The sequence below is a fragment of the Novosphingobium ovatum genome, from assembly GCF_009909235.1.
GTDB lineage: Bacteria > Pseudomonadota > Alphaproteobacteria > Sphingomonadales > Sphingomonadaceae > Novosphingobium > Novosphingobium ovatum.
Genome location: NZ_JAAAPO010000001.1, coordinates 361758 through 376354 on the forward strand (window position 1 = coordinate 361758; position 14597 = coordinate 376354).

The 14597-nt window shown below is 61.5% G+C and carries 12 protein-coding genes; 7 read left to right on the forward strand and 5 right to left on the reverse strand.

Going from position 1 to position 14597, the window contains the following annotated elements:
• Positions 1 to 14: 14 nt before the first annotated feature.
• The 3 genes from GTZ99_RS01590 to GTZ99_RS01600 form a co-directional block, all read right to left on the reverse strand.
• Entirely contained in the window at positions 15 to 845 is an 831-nt protein-coding gene (locus tag GTZ99_RS01590) for a hypothetical protein (RefSeq protein ID WP_161716527.1), read from the reverse strand.
• A gap of 130 nt (positions 846 to 975) precedes the next feature.
• The gene (locus GTZ99_RS01595; RefSeq protein ID WP_161716528.1) at positions 976 to 2529 is read right to left on the reverse strand and encodes a hypothetical protein; all 1554 of its coding nucleotides are present in this window, start codon (positions 2527 to 2529) and stop codon (positions 976 to 978) included.
• A 67-nt stretch (positions 2530 to 2596) separates the two neighbouring features.
• Complete coding sequence (locus GTZ99_RS01600; RefSeq protein WP_161716529.1) at positions 2597 to 3049, reverse strand: tRNA (cytidine(34)-2'-O)-methyltransferase; 453 nt, start codon at positions 3047 to 3049, stop codon at positions 2597 to 2599.
• Positions 3050 to 3181: 132 nt separating this feature from the next.
• Between GTZ99_RS01600 and GTZ99_RS01605 the strand changes: the two genes are divergently transcribed.
• Positions 3182 to 4696: a glycosyltransferase family protein gene (locus GTZ99_RS01605; RefSeq protein ID WP_320076628.1), complete on the forward strand. Its 1515-nt coding sequence runs from the start codon at positions 3182 to 3184 to the stop codon at positions 4694 to 4696.
• 25 nt (positions 4697 to 4721) lie between these two features.
• Here GTZ99_RS01605 and GTZ99_RS16710 read toward each other — a convergent pair whose 3' ends face one another.
• Positions 4722 to 5849: a hypothetical protein gene (locus GTZ99_RS16710; protein WP_201742335.1), complete on the reverse strand. Its 1128-nt coding sequence runs from the start codon at positions 5847 to 5849 to the stop codon at positions 4722 to 4724.
• 309 nt (positions 5850 to 6158) lie between these two features.
• Here GTZ99_RS16710 and GTZ99_RS01615 point away from each other — a divergent pair, with 309 nt between their 5' ends.
• Positions 6159 to 7355, forward strand: coding sequence for a Vps62-related protein (locus GTZ99_RS01615; protein WP_161716531.1), 1197 nt, complete (start codon positions 6159 to 6161; stop codon positions 7353 to 7355).
• A 195-nt stretch (positions 7356 to 7550) separates the two neighbouring features.
• Here the strand turns inward: GTZ99_RS01615 and GTZ99_RS01620 are convergent, their stop codons facing one another.
• Complete coding sequence (locus tag GTZ99_RS01620) at positions 7551 to 9008, reverse strand: hypothetical protein (protein WP_161716532.1); 1458 nt, start codon at positions 9006 to 9008, stop codon at positions 7551 to 7553.
• A 555-nt stretch (positions 9009 to 9563) separates the two neighbouring features.
• Between GTZ99_RS01620 and rpsL the strand changes: the two genes are divergently transcribed.
• The 5 genes from rpsL to rpsJ all read left to right on the forward strand — a co-directional run bounded on the left by rpsL (position 9564) and on the right by rpsJ (position 14559).
• On the forward strand, positions 9564 to 9935 hold the full coding sequence (rpsL, locus tag GTZ99_RS01625; RefSeq protein ID WP_161716533.1) for a 30S ribosomal protein S12: 372 nt from the start codon (positions 9564 to 9566) through the stop codon (positions 9933 to 9935).
• Positions 9936 to 10077: 142 nt separating this feature from the next.
• Complete coding sequence (gene rpsG / locus GTZ99_RS01630; RefSeq protein ID WP_161716534.1) at positions 10078 to 10548, forward strand: 30S ribosomal protein S7; 471 nt, start codon at positions 10078 to 10080, stop codon at positions 10546 to 10548.
• A 147-nt stretch (positions 10549 to 10695) separates the two neighbouring features.
• Positions 10696 to 12768 carry an elongation factor G gene (fusA, locus tag GTZ99_RS01635; protein ID WP_161716535.1) on the forward strand — a complete coding sequence of 691 codons (2073 nt, stop codon included), beginning with the start codon at positions 10696 to 10698 and terminating at the stop codon, positions 12766 to 12768.
• 161 nt (positions 12769 to 12929) lie between these two features.
• Positions 12930 to 14120, forward strand: coding sequence for an elongation factor Tu (tuf, locus tag GTZ99_RS01640; RefSeq protein ID WP_161716536.1), 1191 nt, complete (start codon positions 12930 to 12932; stop codon positions 14118 to 14120).
• 127 nt (positions 14121 to 14247) lie between these two features.
• Positions 14248 to 14559 (forward strand): 30S ribosomal protein S10, encoded by a 312-nt coding sequence (gene rpsJ, locus GTZ99_RS01645; protein ID WP_091146544.1) that lies wholly within the window; start codon positions 14248 to 14250, stop codon positions 14557 to 14559.
• Positions 14560 to 14597: the final 38 nt, after the last annotated feature.

Genomic DNA, 14597 nt, shown 5'->3' on the forward strand with positions numbered 1-14597 from the left:
TGCCTTCTGGCCGGTTACAACATTGGGTAACGGTCCTTGGTGGGCGTGTAGGAAATGGCTTTGCACTTCTTTCTACGAGTGTCTTGCACAGTGGCGGCGTCCGAGGTGGTGTCGGTCGAAATGTTCAGCGGCATGCGCAGGCAGACATCGCGGATCAGCTTGTACAGCGGCTCGACATTTTCCGGTTTCAGGGCAACGCTGCCTCTGCCGGGTTCCGCCAGTTGCTCTAGCGCTTTCTCGATGTTGGCTGGCGGGGTTTCCCCAGTTGGCATGGTCAGCACTGCCAGAATTTCGCGCTCCGAACGGTAGGAGGCGGCGGCATTGTGTCCGGCAATCACGACCTTGCCCCCCAGACGCCAGGCCGAGCTCAAGATGTCGAGCGGGTTTTGCGACGTAAAGGATTTGAGGAATTTCGCGCCCTCCTTGCGCGGGAGGGCGGCGACGCCCAGCCGGATCATGTGCCCTTCCAGCGGCGGCAGATCGCTTTCGAACAGCATGGGATAGTCCGTGCAGGTTACGGCCAGAGCAACCTTTTCCCCATCGCACGCCGAGGTTTCCAAATGCCCGGCCAGATTGTTGATGTCCTTGGACACGGCCGACATATATTCGACGATGGCATCGGCCTCCTGCCCATCCACCACCGTGGCCTGCGCCACCTTGCTCATCAGCATCAGTCCGACGATCGCGCGATAGACGATCATCTGTTTCGAACCATTGGCTTTATACGGCGTGTGATCATCGACAATGCTGCCAACGGCGCCGCCCGGGTACCGCAAATCCTGTTTGACCAAGGTGCAGCCGCTTAATGTCACGCATGTCAGCGTGAGCAGAATCCATTTTTTCATAAACCCTCCAGCGATATTCCCCAAAATCGCCGGGGCAATGAATGGCGTTAATTTTCAATTATCAAGGTATTTTTACTTATTTTCAGCAATTTTAAATAATTTTTGTTCGATCCATCCCCCTTTGTGCAAATTACCCCCGCCCCGGATGGGCCTGTACATCGCGCCCATCCACCGCATCGGGCCAGCGCCCGTTCCAGCAATGGGCGGGATCATGCGGCGCGATGCGCGGCGCCAAAGCCGGCGCGATCACCGCCGGAAACCGGTTCAGCGGCGCGACATAGGTGGCCAGGCCCCCCGGCACCACGCCGTAATAACCGCAAGTCACCGCAGGCGCCGGGGGCCAGATGATCGCCCGGCCGATTTCGCCCACGGGCGTGACCAGTCCGATGCAGAACACCGTTAGCGCCACGCGCCGCGCCGCCCGCCAATCGGCATCTTGCGCGCCGCGCACCACCACTTCGGCCACCAGCACCGCCAGAATGGCCAGCGCCGGGATGCTGGCCCGCATGGCAAAATCCATGCCTGCGCCCACCCGGCCAAACGGGATCACCAGCAATGATCCCACCACGATCCATGCCACCGCCGCGCCATAGTCGCCCGCGCCGCGCCGCAGCCGCAGCGCCAACAGATAGCCGCCGATTTCCAGCAGGATGAATGTGGGATAGGACGACATCGGCAAAGGCGCGCTCGCACCGCCAACCGTATCGCCTGCCACCACCAGATAGAGCAACCCCGGCAGGGCCGCCACACCCGCCAGCACCGGCCAGCCCAGATCGCGCCACCAATCGCGCGCGCCAAACCCGCGCCACCCGGCGCCATAGGCATGCAGCGCAAAGGGCGCGCAGCCCACCGCCGCCAATGGCGAGAGCAGCGGCAACAGCGGCAGCATCACCGCCAGTGCCACACGCGGCACCCATCCGCGCCGCCAGCCCAGATAGGCCACGGCAAAGATCCATCCGGTCAGGCAATGCTGTGGCACCCAGAACAGTTGCGTCACGGCGGCGGTGAACTGAAACCCCGCCCATTGCTCCAGATGCAGCCATAGCGGTTGGCTGGCGATCGCCTGCCCCACCACATCCATGCCCGAAAAGCCCAGAAACACGCCCAGCGCCACAGCCCGCGCGCGCGCGCCGTCAAACAGCGCCGATCCCGCGCCCAGCACCAGCGTCAGCAACAGGCTGTTTTGCGCCCACAGCGCCAGCTCGGCGGCATAGAGCCCGCCCGCCGCCTTGCCCACCAGCGCGGGCGCCAGATACATGCCCAAAGGCGCGCGCAGCACGCTGGGCCCGCCCGGCACGTCATAGGCAAATGGCCAAGGCTGCACCACCAGATCGCGCAGCACCGCCAGACGCACCTGCCAATCAGTGTTGGCGTAAAACTGGCGGCCTTCGCCCCCCAGCGCCAACAGCAAGACCGAAACCGCGCCGCACAGCGCCAGATCGCGCCATGACAACATCGCGCCCCAGCCGGGCGCGCGCGCCACCACGATCAGCGCGATGCCCAATGCGCCGCCGCCCAGCGCCCACCACCACAGCGACAGCCCCAGAAACGCCCAAACGCCCACCTGCATCACCGCCAACGCGCCCAACAGCGCCATGATCACCGCGCGCAAGGACACGCCAGCCGGGGCAGGGCAGGGCGCGCAGCTCTCCGGCGCGGCGTTGGGGTGGGGCAAATCCTCCATACAGCCACCCTAACGCGGGGGTACGCAAATATGGTTAACGCGGCGCGGTGGCGCCCTCGCGCTGTACCTATCCCGGCAACCCGCCCGTCTGGCGCAGTGCCTCACCCAAAGCCAGTGCGGCGGCGGTGGCCATGTTCATCGATCGCACATCGGCGCGGATCGGCAGGCGCAGACGTTCGTGGCACAGTTGCGCCACGCTGTCGGGCACGCCCGCGCTTTCCCGGCCAAACATCAGGATGTCCTGCGCGCCAAAGCGATAGTCATAGGCCGACTGCGTGCTCTTGGTGGTGAACAGCACCAGCCGCCCATCGCCCACCGTTTGCAGGAACGCATCGAAATCGGCGTGGCGGGTGATCGACACATGGTCGATATAATCCATCGCCGCGCGCCGCACGCGCTTGTCATCCCATTGGAAACCCATGGGTTCGATCAGATCAACATGCGCGCCAAGGCAAGCGCCCAGACGCAGGACGGCGCCGACGTTGCCGGCGATCTCTGGTTGGTAAAGGGCAATGCGCATGGCCGCCCCATCGCACCCCCGCCCGCCCCGCGCAAGAGCAGTGGCTGATAAGTCTTGTATGGGGGGCTTGGCTGTGTTCTTCTGACCCGATATTTCTAAGGTGCGACAAAATTGTGGTTCAATAATCGGTTCGTGGCGATTGTCGTCACGATAGCTGTTGTCTTGCGTCTGGGCATGGCCAGCCAGTCCGTCATCTATCATGCTGATGAGATATGGCAGTATCTGGAGCCAGCCTATGGCGTGGCCACCGGGCGCTGGGTCGAGACGTGGGACTATGTCGCGGGCATTCGCGGTTGGTTCCTGCCGGTGGCGCTGTCGCTGCCGGTACGGGCGGGCTTGTGGCTGTCGGCGGATGGGCAGGCGCATGTCTATGCCGTGCGTGCCACGCTGGCTTTCGCGTCGCTGGGGGTGGTGTGGGCGTTTCATGATCTGGCGCGGCCGTTTGGCCGGCTGCACGCGTGGCTGGCGCTGTGGGTGGCGGCGGTGTGGCCGGACATCCTGTTCTTTGCCGTCCGCAGTTCCGGCGAAGCCATCGCGATCAGCCTGATCCTGCCTGGCTTGGCATGGGGCGCGCGGGCGCGGGCCAGTGGCGCGTGGCGGCAGGCGTTGTTGGCGGGGCTGCTGCTGGGACTGGGAGCGGTGGCGCGGTTCCAGTTTGTGCCGGCGCTGCTGGTGTTCGGCATTTGGATGGCATGGCCTTGGCGTGCTCATGTGCGTTTGCCCTTGATCGTGGGGGCGGGGGCGTTGGCGGGACTGGCGCTGGGCGGTTTAGGCGATGTGCTGATGGGGCGGCCACCGCTGGGCTGGATTGTCCAGAACGTGACCATCAATCTGGTACAAGGCCGCGCCAATCACTATGGTGTCGAACCGCCGCTGTGGCTGGTGGAGCAGATGCTGCGCGCGTGGAGCCATGCGGCATGGGTGATCGTGCCGCTGATGCTGATTGGCATGCGTCGCCGCCCCGAACTGATGGCGATGGTGGTAGTGGTGGTCGCGCAACATGCGTTGATCGCGCATAAGGAACTGCGCTTTGTCCTGCTGGCCAGCGTGTTGAGCCTGTTGCTGGCGGCGTTGGGCGCGGCTGATGCGGCGCAGATGCTGGGCCGTTGGCGCGCGCGGCAGGCGCATATGCGCGCCGATGGTCCCATGCCTGCCGCTGCGCTGCCATCGGTCGATGCGCCCACGCCGCGCCTGTTGGCGGCATTGATGGCAGGCCTGTTCGCCTTGTCAGTGACGATGGCGGTGGGCGATGGTTTTGTCGAGAACTGGGGGTTGGGCGGCACCAACATCGCCACGCAGGTCGCCGCCGGGCAGCAGCCGGGGCTGTGCGGGCTGGCGGCCTATGCCATGCCCGATCATCCGGCGCTGGCGCATGCGCTGATCCAGCGCCCGGTGCCATTGTTGCTGTTTGACGGACCACAAGCCCCCGCGCAAATGGCCGCCGATCGGGCGCGTTTCAACGTGGTGCTGGCCGCGCGCGGCGATGCGGGCGCGCTGCCTGCCGGCTTTGCCCTGGTCACCTGCCCGCGCCAGATGCACAAACCGCTGGCCGATCAGGGGCTGTGCATCTTTGCCCGGCCCGGCCCGTGCCACGGCGGCGCGGGGCCGCATGAATATGTGGCGCAGATGCGGCGCATGGGGTACTGATCAGCGCGCAGGCTTGGGCGCCGCGCTACGTCTGGGCCTTGCCGTTGCTGGCCGCCGCCCGCCGCGCGGCGGCGTTGGCCGCGTTCTGGTGGTCCTGCCATTCGGCCTGAAACAGTTCATGCGGCAATGGCGGGTCCAGCCGACTGGCCAATAACCGCCGCATTTCGCCATGCGGTTCATGCCGATACGCCACTGGATAGCGCGGCGGGCGCAAAGCCCGGTCGCCGTCATTATACAGATCGGGGATCACCCGCACCCCCGGCGCGGGGTGCAGATCGGCGGCGTCAGCCATTCCTTCTGCCGCTATCCCTTCCGCCGCCAAGGCATCGTCCAACGCCTGCGCGTCCGTTGCGGCCGCGGCCCGCGCCTCGGCATCGGTGCCATCATCATCGTCGCCATCCAGCGATAGCCCGGCCATTTGCCGCTGCCGCATCCGCTCCAGCTTGGCATTGATGCTGGCCAGAATGGCGTCCTCGTCCACCTCCACCAGCCGCCGCGCTTCCGCCTCGGCGCGCTGCTGGCGCATCTGCTCCAACGTGACCGAGGCCGCCGCGCTGTACCGCCGCCCCCGCCGATTGCGCAGCAGGAAGATCAACAAAGCCGTATCATGCCGCCGATAGCGCTCCACCACCGTGCTGCCGCGCATCACCACGCGCTCCTCGCCGGCAATGGCACGCTCCAACGCGCAATCCTCCAACCGCGCCATGCCGCGATCCACCGCCGCCTCCCACGCCGTGGCAAAACCCTCTGCCCCCGGCAAATTGCGCAATTTGTATAAAGCCTCCAGACTGGCGCCAATGCTGCGCGCCGCCTGCGTCACAATGCCACTGGCCGCCAGCGCCGCGATAAAGGCGCGCTGACGATCGGGCGTGATCGCATTGCGGCGCGGCTGTTTGTGCAGATAGGGCGCAAAGCCCAACAGTGGATCATCCGCATCCGGCGCGTCGCCTGAAAAAGCCACCCGACTGGTCCGCCGCCCCGGCCGCACGCTGTTGCAATGGACGGGGGCGCAATGGACGGCGGCGTTGGGGGAGGGGGCATTCGGTGAAGGCGCAGGGAAGGGCGCGCCCATGTCCGCCGTGCCCAGCCCCGCCTCGGCCCAAGCCGCCTGCCCCCGCCGCGCCGCCATCGCCGCACCCAAACACACCGCCATCACACACGCCCTTTCACCACCAACGCAGGACCAAACGTCCTATCACACACAGGGCGGCGTAGGAAAACGAAACGGGAACATGTGGCGGTGTCAAGCGGGGCGCAATCCGCATACCGGCAATGCCGCGCCGGTTGCCGCAGGGCATCACACCAATTCGGACAGGTCTGTATTGGACGGTCTGCTGATTGAATGTGACCTATTCACCGCTGCAACGCATAATTCAGAACATTTTGCTTATTTTGTCCAATAATGCTGCTGCGGCCTTATCCATGATAATTCAAAACGCGAATATGTCGGGAGTTGTGTATTATGAATCAATCGCAACAATATGGTGATCTTCTGATCACGCTGACCTCTGCCTATCAGGTGCGCTATCCCGATCGTGGCAGCGGCGCCCATATGGACGGCACGTTCTGGCACCCCGTGGGGGATGAGCGGTTCAAGCCGCTGGGTAGCATTTGCGTCGCCGGCTATGACGATATCAACGGCGCGCGCGCCTCGATGCTGGTGGCGGACGCGGGCAATGGCGCGGTGGCCGCGCCTGTGGATTATCAGTGGATCTGGGACGACAGCGGCTCTGGCGCGGATTGGGATGGCTCGGTCTGGCGGCCTGTCGCGCCTGCGGGCTATGTGGCCTTGGGCGATGTCGCCATGCCCAACCATGACAAACCCAGCACCGCCGACATCTGGTGCGTCCGTACCGATCTGATCGCTGACGGCATCTATGCGGCAAAGCCGTGGCAGGACGCCGGATCGGGCGGGGAGCATGACATTGCCGCATGGTCGGTGGAGGTGGGCCAGCCCGCAACCGACCCGACCAAGGCGGTGTTCGCGCCCGATACCTTCCGTGGCGTGGCCTCCTATGACGCGCAACCCAGCGGCGGCCTGGCACAGGTGCTGGTGGTGCCCGTGGTGGCCGAAGTGGGCACCGCGCCCACCCGGCCCAAACTGACCAGCCGCAACGCCCCCGAACCCACCACCCCCGCCGTCCGGGATCGCAGCGTGCTGCTGCCCTTTACCGCCATGTTTGACCGCAACGACCGGCCCAGCCTGAACCGCATCGACAACCCCTTTTGCCGGGTGGAACGCTGGGTCAGCTGGTCGCTGGTGATGTTCGACGACAACACCACCTCGGTCAGCCAAAGCCAGACCAAGGAAACCACCGTTGGCGTGACCAAATCGGCATCGGAAACGTTCGAACACAGCACCGGGATCAAGGTCAGCGCCGAATGGGGCGTGGGCACCAAATGGAACGTCGAACTGAACTATCAGTTCACCTATTCCAAAACCACCGGCCGCGAGGATCTGACCAGCGACACCATCAGCCGCACACTGGTCACCCCGCCCGATTGCGCCGCCGCGCTATGGACGGCCACCTATGCCTTCCGCGCCACCCGCGCCGATGGCACCAGCATCGGCCGCGACCTGATCTTTGACGCCAACAGCTTTGCCCATGACCAATATGGCGAAGGCGTGTCGGCGGATAAGGTCTCCATGGCCGACTGATCGCCGCACGACCGCGCTTTATACCGAAAGGGTGGGGGCCTGTGACCGGGCCTCCACCCTTTTCCATGCGGCGGCGCGGGGAGGGGGGGGCGGGCAAGGCGCCGGTCGCTGCGCGATTTTGCAGGGGAGGGGGGAAGGGAAGGAGAAGCGGAAATGCGAGGGGGTTACCCCCTCGCGCTTCTAAAAAACTTTTCCTCAATCGGCTAGAAGGTTTCGCAATCCAAGCGTTTTGGAAATTTGAGCATATTGATTTTTGCTTGTGCGATGATCGCTAGGCGTTTTTGGGAGGGTAATGCTTTGAAGGCCGTCGTAACCTGAATTTGGTTCGAGACGAACGTGCTTATTATCAGATTTATTGTGATATCCATGTCTGATTAATAAATAAGCGACGCGATCGGCTAGATTTTTTCCATCACGAGTGGCTGCTTTCAAATTTTCAGTTAACTCATTGAGTCCGTATGACCTAGATGATGATTCAACAAATTTCTTCCAAACGGCTACAGTTCGCGCATCAATTCCTAGCGATTCGACGTTATTTTGTGCAATTTGTGCAGCAAGGCGGAGTCGGTCTTTGACTTCTCCGTCATAAATTTCTTGGCAGTAGCTGGATAAATCATTTTCTCTTATAACGTGGTTGTCCTCTACTTGTATATTGCGAAGGGATTGGTCGCTCAGTTCCATTTTTAGACGCCGAATTTCATCTTGGGCGCTCTTTAGCTCGTCTGTATATTGTTCTAGAAGGTCGTTGGCATCTTCTTGCGAAATGGCATCTTTTAAAGAATCTCTTTGATTCCGTAACGCCTGTTCTTGGAGGTCGGACCAGCTCCATGCAGGTGAAGGTGTAGAGCTTATAAGTCGACGGGCGCTTTCGCAAATCCCATCAATTAAAATTTGGACATTCTCAAATTGATGTCCAATGAAAAATCTTCTGACAAAACCTATACCTGGTATAAAAATACCAATTGTCCCGTTGTATACATTATTGCCATTGCATAGTTCTTTTAAAGAAAATGAAAAGTTTCTACTCGGCTCGACCACGATATGAGCGATTCCTCCTAGGTCGTAGGCAATTTTTTCAATTTCATCCTTATCGAGAATCCATTCGTTTTTTCCTGTTGATGAAACGTATACAACAGGGAGATGGGCGCTTGCTTTGCCATTTTGTACAAGTTGTGCAAAATTCAAATCATCGTTGTTTTCTTTCAGCCAAAGAGGCTCGTCCATGACCTCTATTTCGCCGTCGAAATCGCCCCATTCTGCCTTTAGGATCGACTTTATGAGGTAGGGCTTTTTAGGTTGTTCTAGAAATGCGCCGTGTTGCCCTGCGAGGCACTGCGTTGTTAGTCCGATAAAGTCATTTTTTTCGCCGTAGCAAAGTACCGCTTCAGTGCGCCAAATGCGCCCTTTATTGTCTGGCATATTGTGTTGGAATCCAATTGCAATGGGTCTGCCTTCTTGGACCAACTCTCGGATACGTAACTCTTCGCCGCTGTCTGCAACTAGGTGTGCATTCTCGCTTTCCAGCTCGTGTTCCGCATTCAATGTCAAAACGGTGCTATTGGGAATCCCTCTGAGCCATGCAACAATTTGTGCTGGAAATGCTGCGCGATTTTTTTGTTGCTTGATGGGGAATGAGGTTGAAAAGGTTTGCATATTTTTCCTTGTGTAAATTTTGATTTAGAGCGTTATCTGGTATGTTACCTTCGGCGGTCGATTTCAAGATTAAGTGTGCGGGGGCTGTTGGCCTTTGCCTCCCACCCCCAACCTTGACCTTTCGCGCCAACAGGCCTAAGGCGCGCGGGTTCGTGGCGGGGGGCTTTGGCCTGTTGCCGCGCAGAGCTGAACATTGGCGGGGCGTGCCGGTGTGGGGATTGGGTGGTGCAAACCGCTGAAAACCCACGGCGTTCTCCGTCAAAGTAACCCGGTGCCTGTGGCATGGGTGGAGCGTTTCGGTTCGTTTCCGTGGGATGCCTGCGTTTGTGCGCGGGCGATTCGGCGGTTGCGGGTGCGCAATCCTTCATCAACATGTTCGGGTACTTGCCGGTGGCGGCGGGGGTTTTGGTTGGCGGTTTTGCCGTTGGCCATCCTTGCCATGATCCGGTTTTTCGCACCGGCGGGTGTGGGCGGGCCGCAATGGCCATGGCTTGCACGCAATGGGCGCTTTTGTGGCGGCGTATGGCCGTCACGCAAACAAGGTGAAGAGATTCAATGCCTACGATTAACCAGCTGATCCGCAAGGGTCGCGAGCCGCAGAAGGCCAAGAGCAAGGTTCCCGCGATGGAGCAGAACCCGCAAAAGCGCGGCGTCTGCACTCGCGTGTACACCACGACCCCGAAGAAGCCGAACTCGGCGCTTCGCAAGGTGGCCAAGATCCGTCTGACCAACGGCCGCGAAGTCATTTCGTACATTCCGGGTGAAAAGCACAACCTGCAGGAGCACTCGGTGGTGCTGATCCGTGGCGGCCGTGTGCGCGACCTTCCCGGTGTGCGTTACCACATCCTGCGCGGCGTTCTGGATACCCAGGGCGTGAAGGACCGCAAGCAGAGCCGTTCGAAGTACGGCGCCAAGCGTCCGAAGTAAGGTCAATCGGTTTCGGCTCCGGCCCTCTTCCGCTGCCCTGCTACCCTATCGGGTATGCTGTTGGGTGGCAGGGTAGGGGGAGAGGGCCGGAGCCGCTAGGCGAGCACGGATGTGGTCGCCGCACTCCGAAGGAGTTTATCAAATGTCACGTCGTCGTCGTCCCGAAAAGCGGGAAATCCTGCCTGATCCCGTGTACCACGATCAGGTGCTGTCGAAGTTCATGAACAACCTCATGCTGGACGGCAAGAAGTCGGTGGCCGAAGCCATCGTGTATGGTGCGCTCGACACCATGCAGGCTCGTGCCAAGGCCGATCCGCTGCAGCTGTTCCATGACGCGCTGAACAACGTCAAGCCGCAGATCGAAGTGCGCAGCCGCCGCGTTGGTGGTGCGACCTATCAGGTTCCGGTCGAAGTGCGCCCCGAGCGCGCGCAGGCTCTGGCGATCCGCTGGCTGATCACGGCGGCGCGCAACCGCAGCGAAACCACGATGGCCGCGCGCCTGTCGGGTGAGCTGATGGATGCCGCCAACAACCGTGGCAACGCGGTCAAGAAGCGCGAAGACACCCACCGTATGGCCGACGCCAACCGCGCGTTCAGCCACTACCGCTGGTAAAAGACTTGGGGCGGGGCCGCGCATGCGGCCTCGTCACATGTTGGCGGGGGGCCGGGCGTCGGTCGGGCTTTACCGTCACAAGGTTGTCATCGAACCAAACCTAAGGGCAGACGGCGCAAGCCTCCACCCGAACCCAAGGAACACCCCATGGCCCGCAGCCATCCGCTCGAGAAATACCGTAACATCGGTATTATGGCGCATATCGACGCCGGTAAGACCACCACCACCGAGCGTATCCTTTACTACACCGGCAAGTCCTACAAGATCGGCGAAGTCCACGACGGCGCCGCCACCATGGACTGGATGGAGCAGGAGCAAGAACGCGGCATCACCATCACGTCGGCCGCGACGACCTGCTTCTGGAACGACCACCGCATCAACATCATCGACACCCCGGGCCACGTGGACTTCACCATCGAGGTGGAGCGCAGCTTGCGCGTGCTGGACGGTGCCGTTGCCTGTTTCGACGGCGTGGCCGGCGTGGAGCCGCAGTCGGAAACCGTGTGGCGTCAGGCAGATAAGTACGGCGTTCCCCGCATGTGCTTCATCAACAAGCTGGACCGCACCGGTGCCAACTTCAAGTACTGCGTGCAGTCGATCATCGACCGCCTGGGTGCCAAGCCCGCCGTGCTGTACATCCCCATCGGTCTGGAAGCCGACCTGAAGGGTCTGGTCGACCTGGTGAACAACCGCGCGATCATCTGGAAGGACGAGTCGCTGGGCGCCGAGTTCTTCTATGAAGAGATCCCGGCTGAACTGGCTGACGAAGCTGCCGAGTACCGCGCCAACCTCATCGAGCTTGCTGTCGAGCAGGATGATGAGGCGATGGAAGCCTACCTCGAAGGCAACGAGCCCGACGTCGACACGCTGAAGAAGCTGATCCGCAAGGGCACGCTGAACCAGTCGTTCGTGCCGGTGTGCTGCGGCTCGGCGTTCAAGAACAAGGGCGTGCAGCCCCTGCTCGACGCTGTGGTCGACTACCTGCCTTCGCCGCTCGACATTCCTGACGTCCAGGGCGTCAAGATGGACAGCGACGAGGCCGACAGCCGTCCCGCCACCGACGATGCGCCGTTCTCGGCGCTGGCCTTCAAGGTGATGAACGATCCCTTCGTGGGCTCGCTCACCTTCATCCGCATCTATTCGGGTACGCTGACCAAGGGCACCTACCTGAACTCGGTGAAGGACAAGAAGGAAAAGGTCGGTCGTATGCTGGAAATGCATGCGAACGAGCGTAAGGACATCGAAGAGGCTTTCGCTGGCGACATCATCGCGCTGGCCGGCATGAAGGAAACCACCACCGGCGACACGCTGTGCGCCGAGCGTCAGCCGATCGTGCTGGAGCGCATGGAATTCCCCGAGCCGGTGATCGAGCTGTCGGTGGAGCCCAAGACCAAGGCTGACCAGGAAAAGATGGGCATCGCCCTGAACCGCCTGTCGGCTGAGGATCCCTCGTTCCGCGTTTCGACCGACCACGAGTCGGGCCAGACGATCATCAAGGGCATGGGCGAACTGCACCTGGACATCATCGTCGACCGTATGCGTCGCGAGTTCAAGGTGGAAGCCAACGTCGGCGCGCCGCAGGTGGCTTATCGCGAATACCTGGCCAAGCCGGTCGATCTGGACCACACCCACAAGAAGCAGTCGGGCGGCACCGGCCAGTTTGGTCGCGTGAAGGTCAAGGTTGCGCCTGGTGAGCGCGGTTCGGGCATCATCTTCAAGGATGAAATCAAGGGCGGTAACATTCCGAAGGAATATATCCCCGCGATTGAAAAGGGCTTCCGTGAAACGGCTGCGACCGGCTCGCTGATCGGCTTCCCGATCATCGACTTCGAAATCACCCTGTATGACGGCGCGTACCACGACGTCGACTCGTCGGCTCTGGCGTTCGAAATCTGCGCCCGTGGCGCGATGCGCGAAGTCGCCCAGAAGGCCGGCATCAAGGTGCTGGAGCCCATCATGAAGGTGGAAGTCGTCACCCCTGAGGAATTCATGGGCGACGTCATCGGCGACATCAACAGCCGCCGTGGTCAGATCCAGGGCACCGACAGCCGCGGCAACGCACAGGTTGTCGAAGCCATGGTGCCGCTGGCCAACATGTTTGGTTACGTGAACCAGCTGCGCTCGTTTACCCAGGGCCGCGCCCAGTACACGATGCAGTTCTCGCACTATGACGAAGTGCCGGCGAACGTGGCCACCGAGCTGAAGACCAAGTTGGCCTGAGGCTAAAAAGTCGAAAAATGTCTGATCTGCCGGGGGCTGAAGCACAACAGGTGCTTGCCAGCAACCGCAGATCAGGCTAGGGGCGGCGCCTGAATTTCAGGCGAGTCTGGCGGGTGCCGTCTCGGACAGAAATCGAACGTTACGAAAAGAAGGTTTGAAACATGGCTAAGGCTAAGTTTGAGCGGACCAAGCCGCACTGCAACATCGGCACCATCGGTCACGTCGACCACGGCAAGACCACGCTGACCGCTGCCATCACCAAGGTGCTGGCTGAAACCGGTGGCGCTACGTTCACCGATTATGCCAACATCGACAAGGCTCCCGAAGAGCGCGAGCGCGGCATCACGATCTCGACCGCCCACGTGGAATACGAGACCGCCAACCGTCACTACGCGCACGTCGACTGCCCGGGTCACGCTGACTATGTGAAGAACATGATCACCGGTGCCGCCCAGATGGACGGCGCGATCCTGGTGGTGAACGCTGCTGACGGCCCGATGCCGCAGACCCGCGAGCACATCCTGCTGGCCCGTCAGGTCGGCGTGCCGGCTCTGGTCGTGTACATGAACAAGGTTGACCAGGTCGACGACGAGGAAATCCTCGAGCTGGTCGAGCTGGAAGTGCGCGAACTGCTGTCGTCGTACGACTTCCCGGGCGACGATATTCCGATCGTCAAGGGTTCGGCTCTGGCCGCTCTGGAAGGCCGTGACGACAACATTGGTCGCGACTCGATCAACGCGCTGATGGCCGCTGTTGACTCGTACATCCCGCAGCCCCCGCGTCCCACCGACAAGCCCTTCCTGATGCCCGTCGAAGACGTGTTCTCGATCTCGGGTCGCGGCACCGTGGTGACCGGCCGTATCGAAACCGGCATCATCAAGGTTGGTGAAGAAGTCGAAATCGTTGGTCTGAAGACCACCGCCAAGACCACCGTGACCGGCGTGGAAATGTTCCGCAAGCTGCTCGATCAGGGTGAAGCTGGCGACAACATCGGCGCTCTGTGCCGTGGCATCAAGCGTGAAGACGTTGAGCGTGGCCAGGTTCTGGCCAAGCCCGGCACCTGCACCCCGCACACCAACTTCGAATCGGAAGTTTACGTGCTGTCGAAGGACGAAGGTGGCCGTCACACGCCGTTCTTCGCCAACTATCGTCCGCAGTTCTACTTCCGCACCACGGACGTCACCGGTTCGGTCACGCTGCCCGAGGGCACCGAGATGGTCATGCCCGGCGACAACGTGAAGCTGCAGGTCGAGCTGATCGCTCCGATCGCCATGGACGAAGGTCTGCGCTTCGCTATCCGTGAAGGCGGTCGTACCGTCGGCTCGGGCGTTGTGGCCAAGATCACCAAGTAATTAAAGCTTGCCCGCCGGCGGATTTCGGTCTACCGGCGGGCTCGTTTTTCAGCCGGCTACCCAATGGCCCGTTTGACGGGTCGGGTGGTCGGATTTCTTTTTAGCTCTTTCTCATCGGTAGCAGGACATGGAAGCTCAAAACATCCGCATTCGCCTGAAGGCATTCGACCATCGCGTGCTGGACCAGGCCACCGGCGAGATCGCCGACACCGCCCGTCGCACGGGCGCTCTGATTCGTGGGCCCATTCCTCTGCCGACGAAGATTGAGAAGTTCTGCGTTAACCGCGGTCCTCACATCGATAAGAAGTCGCGCGAGCAGTTTGAAGTGCGCACCTACAAGCGCCTGCTGGACATCGTTCAGCCGAACGCCGCGACCGTTGACGCGCTGATGAAGCTGGATCTGGCTGCCGGCGTGAACGTCGAAATCAAGCTGGCCTAAGGCGAGCGACGAAATCCGCTAGCGTATTGGGTGGGCCT

Excerpts from the sequence above, each read along its gene's own strand:
- GTZ99_RS01590 (WP_161716527.1), bottom strand. The coding sequence starts at position 845 with ATGAAAAAATGGATTCTGCTCACGCTGACATGCGTGACATTAAGCGGC.
- GTZ99_RS01595 (WP_161716528.1), bottom strand. The coding sequence starts at position 2,529 with ATGGAGGATTTGCCCCACCCCAACGCCGCGCCGGAGAGCTGCGCGCCC.
- GTZ99_RS01600 (WP_161716529.1), bottom strand. The coding sequence starts at position 3,049 with ATGCGCATTGCCCTTTACCAACCAGAGATCGCCGGCAACGTCGGCGCC.
- GTZ99_RS16710 (WP_201742335.1), bottom strand. The coding sequence starts at position 5,849 with ATGGCGGTGTGTTTGGGTGCGGCGATGGCGGCGCGGCGGGGGCAGGCG.
- GTZ99_RS01615 (WP_161716531.1), top strand. The coding sequence starts at position 6,159 with ATGAATCAATCGCAACAATATGGTGATCTTCTGATCACGCTGACCTCT.
- GTZ99_RS01620 (WP_161716532.1), bottom strand. The coding sequence starts at position 9,008 with ATGCAAACCTTTTCAACCTCATTCCCCATCAAGCAACAAAAAAATCGC.
- rpsL (WP_161716533.1), top strand. The coding sequence starts at position 9,564 with ATGCCTACGATTAACCAGCTGATCCGCAAGGGTCGCGAGCCGCAGAAG.
- rpsG (WP_161716534.1), top strand. The coding sequence starts at position 10,078 with ATGTCACGTCGTCGTCGTCCCGAAAAGCGGGAAATCCTGCCTGATCCC.
- fusA (WP_161716535.1), top strand. The coding sequence starts at position 10,696 with ATGGCCCGCAGCCATCCGCTCGAGAAATACCGTAACATCGGTATTATG.
- tuf (WP_161716536.1), top strand. The coding sequence starts at position 12,930 with ATGGCTAAGGCTAAGTTTGAGCGGACCAAGCCGCACTGCAACATCGGC.
- rpsJ (WP_091146544.1), top strand. The coding sequence starts at position 14,248 with ATGGAAGCTCAAAACATCCGCATTCGCCTGAAGGCATTCGACCATCGC.